Source organism: Shewanella sp. NKUCC06_TVS (assembly GCF_019345515.1).
In the GTDB taxonomy this organism is placed as follows: Bacteria; Pseudomonadota; Gammaproteobacteria; order Enterobacterales; family Shewanellaceae; genus Shewanella; species Shewanella oncorhynchi.
Genome location: NZ_JAHKQX010000006.1, coordinates 116746 through 131891, shown reverse-complemented (window position 1 = coordinate 131891; position 15146 = coordinate 116746). Strand labels below are relative to the sequence as shown.

Annotated in this window: 15 protein-coding genes; all 15 read left to right on the top strand. The window is 45.0% G+C overall.

Annotated features, from left to right (window positions below; genetic code table 11):
- Nucleotides 1-11: 11 nt before the first annotated feature.
- The 15 genes from fliF to flhA all read left to right on the top strand — a co-directional run bounded on the left by fliF (nucleotide 12) and on the right by flhA (nucleotide 15141).
- Nucleotides 12-1700: a flagellar basal-body MS-ring/collar protein FliF gene (fliF, locus tag KO531_RS08755; protein WP_168824616.1), complete on the top strand. Its 1689-nt coding sequence runs from the start codon at nucleotides 12-14 to the stop codon at nucleotides 1698-1700.
- Complete coding sequence (gene fliG / locus KO531_RS08750; RefSeq protein WP_028761189.1) at nucleotides 1693-2745, top strand: flagellar motor switch protein FliG; 1053 nt, start codon at nucleotides 1693-1695, stop codon at nucleotides 2743-2745. Before fliF ends, fliG begins: the two co-directional genes overlap by 8 nt.
- On the top strand, nucleotides 2732-3727 hold the full coding sequence (gene fliH, locus KO531_RS08745; protein ID WP_168824463.1) for a flagellar assembly protein FliH: 996 nt from the start codon (nucleotides 2732-2734) through the stop codon (nucleotides 3725-3727). Before fliG ends, fliH begins: the two co-directional genes overlap by 14 nt.
- Nucleotides 3696-5033, top strand: coding sequence for a flagellar protein export ATPase FliI (gene fliI, locus KO531_RS08740; RefSeq protein ID WP_028761187.1), 1338 nt, complete (start codon nucleotides 3696-3698; stop codon nucleotides 5031-5033). The genes fliH and fliI overlap by 32 nt, the downstream gene beginning before the upstream one ends.
- Before the next feature lie 29 nt (nucleotides 5034-5062).
- Nucleotides 5063-5509: a flagellar export protein FliJ gene (gene fliJ, locus KO531_RS08735; protein ID WP_168824461.1), complete on the top strand. Its 447-nt coding sequence runs from the start codon at nucleotides 5063-5065 to the stop codon at nucleotides 5507-5509.
- 241 nt (nucleotides 5510-5750) lie between these two features.
- A complete protein-coding gene (locus KO531_RS08730) occupies nucleotides 5751-7346 on the top strand; it encodes a flagellar hook-length control protein FliK (RefSeq protein WP_168824459.1) in 1596 nt (531 codons plus the stop codon).
- A gap of 84 nt (nucleotides 7347-7430) precedes the next feature.
- Entirely contained in the window at nucleotides 7431-7958 is a 528-nt protein-coding gene (gene fliL, locus KO531_RS08725) for a flagellar basal body-associated protein FliL (protein WP_028761184.1), read from the top strand.
- 39 nt (nucleotides 7959-7997) lie between these two features.
- The gene (gene fliM, locus KO531_RS08720; protein WP_105251943.1) at nucleotides 7998-9026 is read left to right on the top strand and encodes a flagellar motor switch protein FliM; all 1029 of its coding nucleotides are present in this window, start codon (nucleotides 7998-8000) and stop codon (nucleotides 9024-9026) included.
- 11 nt (nucleotides 9027-9037) lie between these two features.
- A complete protein-coding gene (fliN, locus tag KO531_RS08715; RefSeq protein ID WP_028761182.1) occupies nucleotides 9038-9418 on the top strand; it encodes a flagellar motor switch protein FliN in 381 nt (126 codons plus the stop codon).
- Between the two features lie 30 nt (nucleotides 9419-9448).
- On the top strand, nucleotides 9449-9877 hold the full coding sequence (gene fliO, locus KO531_RS08710) for a flagellar biosynthetic protein FliO (RefSeq protein ID WP_105251944.1): 429 nt from the start codon (nucleotides 9449-9451) through the stop codon (nucleotides 9875-9877).
- A complete protein-coding gene (gene fliP, locus KO531_RS08705) occupies nucleotides 9874-10620 on the top strand; it encodes a flagellar type III secretion system pore protein FliP (RefSeq protein WP_028761180.1) in 747 nt (248 codons plus the stop codon). Before fliO ends, fliP begins: the two co-directional genes overlap by 4 nt.
- 18 nt (nucleotides 10621-10638) lie before the next feature.
- Complete coding sequence (fliQ, locus tag KO531_RS08700) at nucleotides 10639-10908, top strand: flagellar biosynthesis protein FliQ (RefSeq protein ID WP_012587225.1); 270 nt, start codon at nucleotides 10639-10641, stop codon at nucleotides 10906-10908.
- 4 nt (nucleotides 10909-10912) lie between these two features.
- Nucleotides 10913-11710: a flagellar biosynthetic protein FliR gene (gene fliR / locus KO531_RS08695; RefSeq protein ID WP_028761179.1), complete on the top strand. Its 798-nt coding sequence runs from the start codon at nucleotides 10913-10915 to the stop codon at nucleotides 11708-11710.
- A gap of 18 nt (nucleotides 11711-11728) precedes the next feature.
- Nucleotides 11729-12859 (top strand): flagellar biosynthesis protein FlhB, encoded by a 1131-nt coding sequence (gene flhB, locus KO531_RS08690; RefSeq protein ID WP_131523091.1) that lies wholly within the window; start codon nucleotides 11729-11731, stop codon nucleotides 12857-12859.
- A gap of 182 nt (nucleotides 12860-13041) precedes the next feature.
- Nucleotides 13042-15141 (top strand): flagellar biosynthesis protein FlhA, encoded by a 2100-nt coding sequence (gene flhA, locus KO531_RS08685; protein ID WP_028761177.1) that lies wholly within the window; start codon nucleotides 13042-13044, stop codon nucleotides 15139-15141.
- Nucleotides 15142-15146: the final 5 nt, after the last annotated feature.

Here is a 15146-nt window from a genome sequence, read left to right as displayed (position 1 = left end):
TGAGTACAGAAATGATTGTCGGATCCAATTCCGGTTTAGCTGACCAAGGTGTCCAGCAAGAACATAAGTCAGGAATGATGGGAAATCTTGGCGGTGTCGATATGATGCGCCAAGTGACTATGATTTTAGCCTTAGCGATTTGTTTAGCCTTGGCGGTATTTGTCATGCTGTGGGCGCAGGAGCCAGAGTATCGTCCATTGGGTAAAATGGAAACTCAGGAAATGGTTCAAGTGCTAGATGTACTTGATAAAAATAAAGTTAAGTACCAAATCGACGTGGACGTTATTAAAGTTCCTGAAGATAAATATCAAGAAGTCAAAATGATGTTGAGCCGTGCAGGTATCGACAGTCCTGCAGCCAACCAAGATTTTTTGAATAAAGACAGTGGTTTTGGTGTCAGCCAACGTATGGAACAAGCTCGTCTTAAGCATAGCCAAGAAGAAAACCTCGCCCGTGCGATAGAGCAACTACAAAGTGTCAGTCGTGCCAAAGTCATTCTTGCGTTACCTAAAGAAAACGTCTTCGCCCGCAATGCCTCTAAACCGAGTGCAACAGTGGTGATCAATACCCGTCGCGGTGGCTTAGGCCAAGGTGAAGTCGATGCTATCGTCGATATTGTTGCTTCTGCAGTACAAGGTTTAGAACCATCAAGGGTGACGGTAACTGATTCTAACGGCCGTTTATTGAACTCAGGCAGCCAAGATGGCGCGTCTGCGACGGCTCGCCGTGAACTTGAATTAGTACAGCAAAAAGAAGCTGAATATCGCACTAAGATTGAATCGATTCTGGTGCCAATTCTAGGTCCTGATAATTTTACCTCTCAAGTCGACGTCAGTATGGATTTTACTGCGGTTGAGCAAACATCAAAGCGTTTTAACCCTGATTTACCGGCACTGCGTAGTGAAATGACCGTTGAAAATAACACCACTGGCGGCTCTTCTGGTGGGATCCCTGGCGCGTTATCCAATCAACCGCCAATGGAGTCTAATATTCCAGAAGATGCAACAAAAGCGACAGAATCAGCAACGGCTGCAGCAGGTAATTCGCACCGCGAAGCGACCCGTAACTTTGAATTAGATACCACCATTAGCCATACCCGCCAGCAAGTTGGTGCAGTGCGCCGTATTAGTGTATCAGTCGCGGTGGACTTTAAACCTGGTGCCGCTGGAGAAAATGGTCAAGTAGCCCGTGTTGCCCGTACCGAACAAGAACTGACCAATATCCGTCGTTTGCTTGAAGGCGCGGTTGGTTTTAGCTCACAACGGGGTGATGTGCTGGAAGTGGTAACTGTTCCCTTTATGGATCAATTGGTTGAAGATTTACCCGCACCTGAACTTTGGGAGCAACCTTGGTTTTGGCGTGCGATTAAGCTTGGGATTGGTGCGCTAGTGATTTTGGTGCTGATTCTAGCTGTGGTACGTCCTATGCTGAAACGCTTGATCTATCCTGACAGTGTGAATATGCCTGAGGATGGCAGATTAGGTAATGAATTAGCCGAAATTGAGGACCAATATGCGGCTGATACGCTAGGGATGCTCAATACTCAAGAGGCGGAATACAGTTATGCTGACGATGGCTCAATTCATATCCCTAATCTTCACAAAGATGATGATATGATTAAAGCTATCCGTGCGCTCGTGGCGAATGAGCCTGAGCTCTCTACTCAAGTCGTGAAAAACTGGTTACAAGACAATGGCTGAGAATAAAACGAAAGAAGTGGCTCCTGCGGCCGCACCAGCCTTTAATATCAAAGATATTAGTGGCGTTGAAAAGACCGCTATTTTACTCCTCAGTTTGAGTGAGGCTGATGCTGCATCCATTTTAAAACACTTAGAGCCGAAGCAAGTGCAAAAAGTGGGTATGGCCATGGCGGCAATGGATGAGTTTGGTCAGGAAAAAGTTATCGGGGTACATAAGCTGTTTCTTGATGATATTCAAAAGTATTCTTCAATTGGTTTCAACAGTGAAGAGTTCGTCCGTAAAGCCTTAACCGCCGCGCTGGGTGAAGATAAAGCGGGTAATCTGATTGAACAGATTATCATGGGCAGTGGCGCTAAAGGTTTGGACTCGTTGAAGTGGATGGATGCACGCCAAGTGGCGACCATTATTCAAAACGAACATCCCCAGATCCAAACCATTGTGTTGTCTTATCTAGAACCCGATCAAGCGGCGGAAATTTTTGGTCAATTCCCTGAGAATACCCGCTTAGACTTGATGATGCGTATTGCAAATCTTGAAGAAGTGCAGCCCGCTGCACTGCAAGAGTTGAACGACATCATGGAGAAACAGTTCGCCGGTCAAGGTGGCGCCCAGGCCGCGAAAATGGGTGGCTTAAAAGCGGCTGCCAACATAATGAACTACTTAGACACGGGTATCGAAAGCCAGTTGATGGAAACCATGCGCGAGTCTGATGAAGAAATGGCGCAGCAAATCCAAGATTTGATGTTTGTATTTGAAAACTTAATCGATGTCGATGACCGCGGTATTCAAGCCCTGTTGCGTGAAGTGCAGCAAGATGTACTGATGAAGGCGCTCAAAGGCACTGATGATCAACTGAAAGAAAAAATCTTGGGTAACATGTCAAAACGTGCCGCTGAATTATTGCGTGATGATCTTGAAGCCATGGGCCCAATCCGTATCAGTGAAGTGGAAGTCGCACAAAAAGAAATCCTGTCTATTGCTCGTCGCTTAAGTGACAGCGGCGAAATCATGTTAGGCGGCGGTGGTGGCGATGAGTTCCTCTAATCCGAGTGACAATAAATTGTTGAATAAGGTCTTGAGCGAAGGAGATGTCGAATTTAGTCACTGGGCGCTGCCAGATGTGACTGAAGCCGATGATGATTCTATCTCAAATCTGTTCGGCCATTCTAATCATCAAGCCGCTAAGTCGACTACTGTGGAAAGTGTTTCTCCACCGACTATGGCTGAGATTGAAGACATTCGCGCCCAAGCCGAAGAAGAAGGCTTTAGCGAAGGTAAGCAGCAAGGGTATGAGCAAGGGCTAGAAAAAGGACGTTTAGAAGGGTTAGAGCAGGGCCATACTGAAGGGCTCGCCCAAGGGCATGAGCAAGGATTAGAAACCGGTTTAGCCCAAGCAAAAATATTGCTCTCGCGTTTTGAAACCTTATTAGCCCAATTTGAAAAACCATTGCAATTGCTCGATGGCGATATTGAACTTTCGCTACTGAACCTGAGTATGACATTAGCGAAATCTGTCATTGGCCACGAATTAAAAACTCATCCTGAACAAGTGCTTTCGGCATTGCGCTTAGGTATAGAATCGCTGCCGATAAAAGAACAAACGGTCACAATCCGCTTGCATCCTGACGATGTTATCTTAGTCGAACAACTTTATTCCACCGCCCAACTGACCCGCAGTAAGTGGGAACTTGAAGTTGACCCTTCCTTAAGCCCAGGTGACTGTATTCTCAGTAGTCATCGTTCTTTAGTCGATTTGACCCTCGCATCGCGCATCGATGCTGTGTTTGAGTCTTTACGGAACCAACATGCTCACTTAAGTGACAAGCAGCGTCAATTGCAAGAGGCGATAGAGGTTGAAGATACCGCAAAACATGTTGCGGCTTCTGAGGCCGTGGGATTAGAGCTTGATGATCAGGTTGTCGATACGGTTTCTCAACATGCTGAGGATATACAATCTGCCTCAAACACAGGTGAGCAATTAGAGGCAAAATCAGATGCAAAATCGCCAACATCAACTGCTGAATAGGCTTAATCATCATCAGGGTAAGGTGCCGCCATTTCGCGCTGTGGCCAGTGGTCAACTGGTGCGTGTTGTCGGCTTAACCTTAGAAGCAAGCGGTTGCCGTGCGCCTGTGGGCAGTTTATGTTCGATCGAAACCATGGCGGGCGAGTTAATCGCCGAGGTGGTCGGGTTTGATGGCGAACTATTATATTTAATGCCCATTGAAGAATTGCGTGGTGTATTACCTGGTGCGCGGGTTGTGCCTTTGGGGGAACAAACTGGACTCAATGTTGGTTTATCCCTGCTAGGACGCGTACTCGATGGTAACGGCGTGCCTTTAGATGGTTTAGGCGCGTTGCAAACGGACCAACAAGCGCCAAGACATAGCGCTGCCATTAATCCTTTATCTCGCCGTGCTATTACTGAACCGCTGGACGTTGGCGTTCGCGCTATCAACGCTATGCTGACCGTGGGCAAAGGCCAACGTATGGGCTTGTTTGCGGGCTCAGGTGTCGGTAAGAGTGTGCTCTTAGGTATGATGACTCGCGGTACTACCGCCGACATTATTGTGGTTGGGCTAGTGGGTGAGCGTGGACGGGAAGTGAAAGAGTTTATTGAGGAAATTCTTGGTGAGAAAGGTCGAGCGCGTTCAGTCGTCGTTGCTGCGCCTGCGGATACATCGCCGCTGATGCGCCTTCGCGCCTGTGAAACCTCGACTCGTATTGCCGAATACTTCCGCGATTTAGGCTATAACGTTTTATTGCTTATGGACAGTTTAACGCGCTACGCCCAAGCGCAGCGTGAAATTGCTTTGGCTGTGGGTGAACCGCCTGCGACTAAAGGTTATCCGCCTTCTGTGTTTGCAAAATTGCCACGTTTAGTTGAGCGCGCCGGAAACGGTGGCCCTGGGCAAGGTTCAATTACGGCATTTTATACTGTGTTGACGGAAGGAGACGATCAACAGGATCCCATTGCCGATGCTTCGCGGGCGATCCTCGATGGTCACATTGTCTTGTCACGTTCGCTTGCGGATTCGGGGCACTATCCTGCAATTGATATTGAAGCTTCTATTAGCCGAGTCGCACCTATGGTGATCTCCAATGAACATTTGGAGGCGATGCGCCGCGTGAAACAAACCTATTCTTTGTATCAGCAAAATCGAGATTTGATTTCTATTGGGGCCTATGCCCAAGGAAGCGATCCTCGCATTGATAATGCGATACGACTGCAGCCAGCAATGAATGCTTTTTTGCGACAAACCATGCGTGATGCATTTAGCTTTGCCGATAGCCAAGTCATGCTTGGGCAACTTGCTGCACAGTGCAAATAATGGCGTCATCGAATTAATCGAGGTCTAGTATGGCTAACGCCGATCCCTTGTTGTTAGTGTTAAAGCTTGCCAATGATGCCGAAGAACAAGCGGCATTATTGTTAAAATCTGCGCAATTAGAGTGTCAAAAACGGTTGAATCAACTCAGTGCTCTGAATAACTATCGCTTAGAATACATGAAGCAAATGCAATCACAGCAAGGTCAAGCCATCAGTGCTAGTCACTATCACCAGTTTCACCGTTTTATTCGTCAGATCGATGACGCAATTATCCAGCAAAATCGCGTCGTAGCCGACGGTGAAAAGCAAAAAGAATATCGACAACAACATTGGTTGGAAAAGCAAAAAAAACGTAAGGCAGTAGAATTACTCTTAGCCAGTAAAGAGAAGAAGCGTCAAGTGGCTGAACAAAAAAGGGAGCAAAAAATGACCGATGAATTTGCTTCCCAGCAATTTTATCGCCGTCATCAACGTTAGTGAAATGATAGGCATCTTTACTGCTCGCTAGCCGGATAGGCTCTTTAGTTTTTTTGTATTGATGGCATAAGCATCAATTCGGCACCTCTCAGTGTTAATTCTTTTCGATATGCTGTCGTAAAATCTGATGTTTTGGCATCTTATTTGCTTTGATTTAGTCCATGACCCTGCAACCGCAGTGTTTAATTGACGTTTCTACCTAGCCATTTCTTTTTTTGTTGGGTGATGTTTGGGAGCACTTATGCAACAAATGACCAATATCCTGTTAAGTAAAACAGGCAACTCTGCGGCCAATTCCGCTAAGACATCTTCCCAAGAGTCTAATAATGAAGACTTTTCATCTACACTTGCGTCAGTCACTGCTAGCTCATTTTCTATTTCTGCGTCTAAAAAAACCATTGCTAACACTGATGATACTGTGCAGGTTACCTCTGCTGATAAAGTAAAAGATGACGATATATCAACTGATGACGCCGACGTAAATCTCATTTTTGCCCAAATTAGCATGGCAAATGATATGAAGAAAACGGCATCAGATGGAGATAGTTTGCCGCTAGCATTTTTAAATGCTGAAGAAGATATAACTGGTGAAGAAAATATTGATACTTCATCAGCTTTATTAACCGGCTCAGCATTGGCATCTACTGTTTCTGTTGAGATTGAACTGGCATCAGATATAGATGCCGATGAAGCGGGTTTTTCTGCTGAATTACAAAAGTTAGTTTCTACTAGCCCAGATATGGCAGCAATTTTAATCGCAGATGATGTGAAACCATCATCTTTGACTGATAAGTCACTCGTACAAATTCTCCCCATAGACCCAAATATACTTGAAGTGTCAGCGGATAGTGATGTTGTGATTGATCCAAATTTGACCGATGACGCTTCAGAATTACCTTTAGAAGACACTGAGCTTGTCTCTGCCACTGAAGTAGGGGTGAGTATAGATGAGTCTTTAGTTGAGAATGAGGTCACACTTAATGCTGTGATTAATCAAGCGGGCTTAGCGAATAGTGCAACGATAAAGTCGGTAACCAACACTGCGGCAAAAGCAACGACTAGTAGCTCTACAGTGAATAGTCTCAATACGGCTAATATCGCGACCTCGGGAAATACTTTCGACCTGAATACCTTAGGCTCTTCAACTTCATCTGAACCATTAGATACAACATCTGTAACAGAAAGTGATCTTGATGGGAGTCCCAATTCCGATTTGGCTGCTAACCTATTACTGAAAGATGCTAAATTAACGGTTGCGATGGATATTCCCAGAGACGAAAGTTTTATGGATGATAGTAATACTTTCTCAGAACTTAAGTCGACATCATCCATACAGACACTCTCGATGTCACAATTAAATCGCCAAGAAACCATGCAAGTTCAGCTGTCATTGCGTCAAGGAGTAGAACAGCAAAACCAAATGCAGGAGATGATCCAACGATTTTCACCTGTAATGAAGCAGCAATTGATTACTATGGTGAGTCAAGGCATCCAACATGCGGAAATCCGGCTCGATCCCCCTGAGCTTGGGCATATGTTGGTAAAGATCCAAGTGCATGGCGACCAAACCCAAGTACAGTTCCATGTTACTCAGCCGCAAACGCGTGATCTGGTTGAACAAGCTATGCCAAGATTACGTGAGTTATTGCAAGAGCAAGGGATGCAGTTGGCTGACAGCCATGTTTCTCAAGGCGATCAAGGTGAGCGTCGTGAAGGTAGTTTCGGTGATGGCGGCAGTTCAAATGCGGCTGATATGGATGAAATCTCGGCAGAAGAGTTACATTTAGGTTTAAATCAAGCGATTAGTGTAACTTCAGGTATAGATTATTACGCTTAAGCAGGTAACCTATAGCAATGACTGACATAATTACGTTTCAAATAAAACTGTAATGAGTTTCCGCCTAAATTAAAGAGAATAGTGATGGCTAAGGAAGAATCGTTAGAACTTGAAAGTACTGAAGAGCCTAAGAGTAAGAAGAAACTATTTATTTTTGCTGGTGTGGGCGTTTTAGTCGCGCTGTTAATCGGTGGCGGTGTCTGGTTCTTTATGGGAAGCAGTACCGAAGAGGTTCCCGCCGTAGCAGCAGATAGTGCTGTTCAGGCTGAAGTACCAGCATCAGGAGAAGTAGCTACCGCATCATACGTGCCTATGCCACGTCCTTTTTTATTCAACTTACCAGGGCCTGATAGGGCTCGTTTAGTTGAGATTAAAGTGCAGCTTATGGTGCGTGGTACCGATGATGATGTGCTAACACAAAAACATATTCCGCTGATTGAAGATGCGCTTTTAACGACCTTTAGTGGTGCAGATGTGCAAAAGCTCAGCACGCAAGCGGGGAAAGATGAGTTACGGCAGTTAGCACTTTTGAGTGTGCAAAATACTCTACAGTCAGTAACTGGGCGTAAGGTTGTCGAGAAAGTACTATTTACCGGTTTTGTAATGCAATAATCCTTTAACTTCAGCACCAAAAGAGGCGAAGGCAATATAGTGAGTGATTTATTAAGCCAAGACGAAATTGATGCGCTATTGCACGGGGTTGATGACGTTGATGATGACGAAATTGACGCTGTTGGAGAAGATGCCCGTTCCTACGATTTCTCTTCCCAAGATCGAATAGTTCGTGGGCGTATGCCGACGCTGGAAATCGTGAATGAGCGTTTTGCGCGCCATTTGCGCATCAGCATGTTTAATATGATGCGCCGAGCGGCCGAAGTGTCGATCAACGGTGTACAGATGCTCAAGTTTGGTGAGTACGTACATACGCTTTTTGTTCCTACTAGCTTGAATATGGTGCGTTTTAGCCCACTCAAAGGCACAGCATTGATCACCATGGAAGCGCGACTGGTATTTATCCTGGTGGATAACTTCTTTGGTGGCGATGGGCGTTTCCATGCCAAGATTGAAGGGCGAGAATTTACGCCGACAGAAAGACGAATCGTACAGTTACTGCTTAAGATTATATTTGAAGATTATAAAGATGCTTGGGCGCCCGTAATGGATGTTGAGTTTGATTATTTGGACTCTGAAGTCAATCCTGCCATGGCGAACATTGTTAGTCCTACCGAAGTTGTGGTGATTAATTCATTCCATATTGAAGTCGATGGCGGTGGTGGTGATTTTCACATCACTATGCCTTACTCCATGATTGAACCTATCCGAGAGTTACTCGATGCGGGTGTGCAAAGTGACAAGCAAGATACTGATATGCGTTGGTCACAGGCATTGCACGATGAAATCATGGATGTGAAGGTTGGGTTCGATGCCAATATTGTTGAACATGAATTAACGCTCAAAGAGGTCATGAATTTTAAAGCGGGCGATATTATTCCGATTGAGTTACCCGAGTTTATCATGATGAAAATCGAGGATTTACCGACATATCGTTGTAAAATGGGCCGTTCTAGAGATAACCTAGCGCTTAAAATATGTGAGAAAATCCCTCGGCCAGAGACAGTTAAATCTGAGCTGCAATTGGTGACGCGTAAGGGTAAATCTCGTGATATATCAGAATTATAAGGTGAAGTAAGATGAGCACAGACGATACGGATGATTGGGCTGCAGCAATGGCAGAACAAGCGTTAGAAGAAGCCAACGCAATTGAACTCGATGAGCTGGTTGATGATTCAAGACCTATTTCTAAGGCTGAAGCGGCTAAGTTAGATACAATTTTAGATATTCCTGTCACCATTTCGATGGAAGTGGGCCGTAGCTATATTAGTATTCGAAACTTATTACAACTTAACCAAGGTTCTGTGGTTGAGTTAGATCGAGTCGCAGGTGAACCGTTAGATGTGATGGTCAATGGCACGCTTATCGCTCACGGTGAAGTGGTGGTGGTAAACGATAAATTCGGTATTCGCTTAACGGATGTGATCAGTCAAACTGAGCGAATTAAAAAGCTTAAATAATACGAGATGTAAAAGTCGTTGGAACTTTAAATGAGCACATCGGTAATACAGAGTTTAGTGGTAGCGGTTCAAGCGAGCGCAGATAGCCTCGGTGGGGAAGGCGCAGCGAATATTGCTTCAATAGCGCCTGCTGCTACAAAAATGGCAGAACCTTCTCAAGTTGCGACCTTAGCAAGTATGTTAGGTGGCTTGATTCTGGTTTTATTATTAATTTTCGCGTTAGCTTATTTACTGAGAAGGTTTAATTTAGTCCCCACGACCAATGGCGTGCTAAAGACTATTGCTGTGACTTCCCTCGGTCAAAAAGAACGTTTAGTCTTGGTTCAGGTGGGAGAACAACAATATTTACTTGGGGTTAGCTCGCAGCAGGTGAGTTTGATTGATAAGTTAGCTGAACCTATCCATCTAGAAGCTGATTCGTTTGCGAGTCGATTACGCCAGGCGAAATTAAAACAATGACAACACGTATCCTCGCGTTAGTTGGGTTAGTTATGCTGCTATTGATGCCGTCAGCATGGGCCGCAGATGGCGTCTTACCTGCTGTAACAGTAACAACGGCGCCAGACGGCTCAACGGAATATTCGGTCACAATGCAGATTTTACTGCTGATGACATCGCTGAGTTTTTTACCTGCCATGCTCATCATGTTGACCTCTTTCACGCGGATTATCATTGTCCTGTCGATATTACGCCAAGCCATTGGATTACAACAGACTCCATCTAATCAAGTCTTAATTGGCATGAGTTTGTTCATGACTTTTTTTATCATGGCACCGGTATTCGACCGGATTTATGATGAAGGGGTGAAGCCTTATATCGATGAGCAATTAACCTTGCAGCAAGCGTTTGATAAAGGGAAAGAGCCGCTGAGAGGCTTTATGTTGGGCCAAGTAAGAACGACGGATTTAAAGACCTTTATTGAGATTTCTGGCTATAAGGATATTAAGTCTCCCGAAGAAGCACCTATGAGTGTGTTAGTGCCCGCTTTCATTACCAGTGAGTTAAAAACCGCATTTCAGATTGGCTTTATGCTATTTGTGCCTTTTTTAGTACTCGATTTAGTGGTGGCGAGTATCTTGATGGCTATGGGTATGATGATGTTATCTCCCATGATAGTGTCGCTGCCGTTTAAGATCATGTTGTTTGTGCTCGTAGATGGTTGGAGCTTAGTCCTCGGGACATTAGCGAATAGTTTCGGATAGCCAAGGGAGAGTAAACACATGAGTCCTGAGGCGCTAATTGATATTTTTCGTGAAGCTCTCGCTGTTATCGTTATGATGGTGTCTGCTATTGTGTTGCCTGGGCTGGGAATTGGGTTAATCGTTGCTGTGTTTCAAGCGGCGACTTCTATTAACGAGCAGACCTTAAGTTTCCTTCCGCGTTTGTTAGTGACACTTTTTGGCCTAATGTTTATGGGACATTGGTTAGTTGAAACCCTGATGGACTTTTTCATCGAGATGGTGAATCGCATTCCTCAAGTGATAGGCTAACGCGATGGAGCTGCTGCTCGATACCTTAATGCAAACCATTGCCGCTTATATTTGGCCATTGTTTCGCGTCGCGAGCATGTTGATGGTCATGGTAGTATTTGGGGCGGCAACGACACCAACTCGAGTGCGTTTATTATTGGCGATGGCAATTACCTTTGCGATAGCACCTGTTCTTCCTCCAACTCAAAATGTGGATTTATTTTCGTTAAGCGCAGTATTCATCACGGCGCAGCAAATTATTATCGGTGTTGCCATGGGGTTTGTGACTCAAATGGTGATGCAAGTCTTTGTGCTCACTGGACAGATCATTGGTATGCAGACCAGTTTAGGCTTTGCCTCTATGGTTGACCCTGGGTCTGGCCAACAAACACCCGTTATCGGTAACTTTTTCCTTTTATTGGCGACATTAATTTTCTTAGCTGTGGACGGTCATCTTTTGATGATCCGTATGCTAGTGGCGAGCTTTGAAACTTTGCCGATTTCTAATCAAGGCTTAACACTGACAAGTTATCGATCGCTGGCTGATTGGGGTTCGTATATGTTTGGTGCGGCACTCACTATGTCGATATCTGCGATTATCGCCTTGTTATTAGTCAACTTGTCCTTCGGGGTCATGACCCGCGCCGCGCCGCAATTGAATATTTTCTCTATTGGTTTTCCGATCACTATGATTGGTGGACTGTTTATTCTGTGGTTAACCCTAACACCGGTAATGGCACACTTCGATGAAGTATGGTCGACGGCTCAAGTGCTGCTTTGCGATATGTTAGCGCTTCAATGTAACGCTGATGGCTTGATATGATGGGATTAGGAGAAGCCCATGGCTGAAGAATCAAGTGGCGAACGTACAGAGGAACCCACGGGGAGACGTCTAGAACAGGCACGGGAAAAAGGACAGATTGCACGTTCGAAAGAACTCGGGACTGCAGCGGTATTGATTTCGGCGGCATGTGGGTTTTATATGCTAGGCCCGAGTTTGGCCATTAGCCTAACTCGGGTGTTTGAAATTGTATTTACCATGGATAGGGCGCAAATTTTTGATACTAATGAAATGTTCAACGTGTGGGGTGTTGTTGCGAGTGAAATAGCCTGGCCCATGGCTAAAATTATGCTATTGATTGTGGTTGTTGCGTTTATCGGTAACGTCTCTCTTGGAGGGATCAATTTTTCGACCCAAGCTATGATGCCAAAAGCCAGTAAAATGAGTCCCCTTGCTGGTTTTAAACGCATGTTTGGCGTACAGGCTCTGGTTGAACTCACCAAAGGCATTGCAAAATTTTCGGTAGTAGCGTTTTCTGCTTATTTTTTATTAAGCTTCTATTTCAATGATATCATGTTGCTGTCTAGCGACCATCTTCCTGGTAATGTTTACCATGCATTAGATTTGTTGGTTTGGATGTTTATCCTGTTATGTTCCTCGATTTTGTTTATTGTCGTCATCGATGTGCCGTTCCAAATTTGGAATCACAACAAGCAACTTAAGATGACCAAACAAGAGGTAAAAGATGAATATAAAGACACTGAGGGTAAACCTGAGGTGAAAGGGCATATACGGCAGATGCAACGTGAGCTAGCACAAAGGCGTATGATGGCTGAAGTGCCAAATGCCGATGTGATTGTCGTTAACCCTGAGCATTTTGCCGTTGCGATTAAATACGATGTGCAGCGCTCTGCGGCTCCCTTTGTGATAGCGAAAGGTGTTGATGATGTGGCCTTTAAAATACGTGAGATTGCCCGCGCGCACAATATTGCTATTGTCTCGGCCCCACCACTTGCAAGGGCTATTTACCATACGACTAAGTTAGATCAGCAGATCCCTGAAGGTTTGTTTACTGCTGTCGCACAGATTTTGGCTTATGTATTCCAGCTGCGCCAATATCAAAAAGGACGCGGCCGTAAACCTATTCCTGTCCCACTCAATCAACCTATACCAGATGAATTGAAATATTGAACCACTAGTCTCAGATGGTAGTCATTGGCAAAGCTGATGATGTCGAGTTCATTTGTTTTTTATGGCTAATTTTATGTATATCAATCAGTCACAGCGCATATTTTTCCTTCATTAATGGCTTTAATCTTGTTGGCGCGTTTTTTGCTTTATGCTATTACACGTCAAAGTTTAGGTTATAGCGAATGGATGTTAAAGCGACTCTTGGTCAAGTAAAACAAATTAGGCTCAGCACTTTTAAAGGCATTGGCACGCCGGTGGTTGTGCTTGCTGCATTGGCCATGATTGTTTTACCTATCCCTCCATTTCTATTAGACATACTCTTTTCATTCAACATTGCGTTAGCTCTCATTGTATTACTGGTGGCTATTTATACCGATAGACCCTTAGATTTTGCTGCCTTCCCAACTGTGTTACTGGTGGCGACGTTATTACGTCTTGCGCTCAACGTTGCCTCTACTCGTGTGGTTTTACTTGAGGGCCATAATGGCGGTGATGCCGCAGGTAAGGTGATTGAAGCCTTCGGTTCTGTGGTGATCGGTGGTAACTATGCCGTTGGTCTAGTGGTATTTATCATTCTGATTATCATCAACTTTGCGGTAGTTACTAAAGGTGCAGGTCGTATCGCAGAAGTCAGTGCCCGCTTTACCTTGGATGCTATGCCTGGTAAGCAAATGGCAATCGATGCTGACTTAAATGCTGGAACCTTAAATCAAGACCAAGCGAGAATACGCCGTGCCGAAGTGACCCGTGAAGCTGATTTCTATGGTGCGATGGACGGTGCGTCCAAATTCGTTAAAGGGGATGCGATTGCTGGTATCATGATCTTAGTGATCAACATCGTAGGTGGTTTCATCATAGGGATTGTGCAGCATGGCTTAAGTTTCTCTGAAGCAGTTGAAATTTATACCTTACTGACTATCGGTGATGGTTTAGTGGCGCAGATCCCTGGTCTATTATTGTCAATCGCCGCAGCCTTGATGGTGACTCGTCAAAACGAGTCGGGTGATATGGGCCAAATGATGATGAGTCAGATGTTTGACAGTCATAAGTCATTGGGTATCGCCGCCGGAGTCCTGTTTGTCATGGGTATTGTTCCTGGTATGCCGCACATGGCGTTTTTAAGCTTTGCCTTTATGACTGCTGGTGCAGCTTATTTTGTTTATAAACGAAATGAAAACAAACGTCTTAAAGCGCTAGAACAAGTGAAATCGGGTCCAATAGAAAGACAAGATAAAGAGCCTAAAGAGCTGGGTTGGGACGATGTACATCATGTTGATACTATTGGTCTTGAGGTTGGATATCGTTTGATCCCTCTGGTAGACAAGGGCCAAGGTGGCGAGTTACTAAGCCGCATTAAAGGCGTGCGTAAAAAGTTGTCTCAGGAATTAGGCTTCTTAGTGCCCGCGGTGCATATTCGCGATAACTTAGATTTATCACCTAATGCGTATCGCATTTCATTAATGGGCGTCGTCGTCGGAGAGGCAGATATTCGTCATGATTGCGAATTGGCGATCAACCCTGGTCAAGTCTATGGCAAACTCGATGGTATCGAAACGCGCGACCCCGCCTTTGGTCTGGAAGCTGTATGGATCGCCCCTGAGTTACGTGAGCACGCACAAACATTAGGTTATACCGTCGTCGATGCCGCCACTGTTGTTGCAACTCATATTAGTCAATTACTCACAAATAATGCCGCTAAGTTGTTAGGCTATGAAGAAGTGCAACAACTGATGGATATGCTTGCGAAACATTCACCTAAGCTGGTTGATGGCTTTATTCCAGATATCATGCCACTAGGACATGTCGTAAAAGTGATGCAGAACCTATTAAATGAAGGGGTTTCAGTTAGAGACTTGCGTACTATAGTGCAAACTTTGTTAGAATATGGCACTAAGAGCAATGACACTGAAGTCTTGACTGCCGCTGTGCGTATCGCTTTGAAACGTATGATAGTTCAGGAAATCTCAGGCCCAGAGCTCGAAATCCCCGTCATTACTTTGGCGCCAGAGTTGGAACAGATGTTGCATCAGTCAATGCAAGCAACCGGTGGTGATGGTCCTAATATTGAACCCGGTCTTGCAGAACGCATGCAGCAGTCCCTTGCCGATGCGGCTCAGAAGCAAGAAATGGTCGGACAACCCGCCATATTGTTGACGTCAGGTATGTTACGCGCGACGCTGTCACGCTTTGTTAAACATACTATTCCTAATCTCAGAGTCATTTCATATCAAGAAATACCTGATGAGAAGCAAATACGTATCGTATCTGCAGTCGGCCAGTAGAGGAC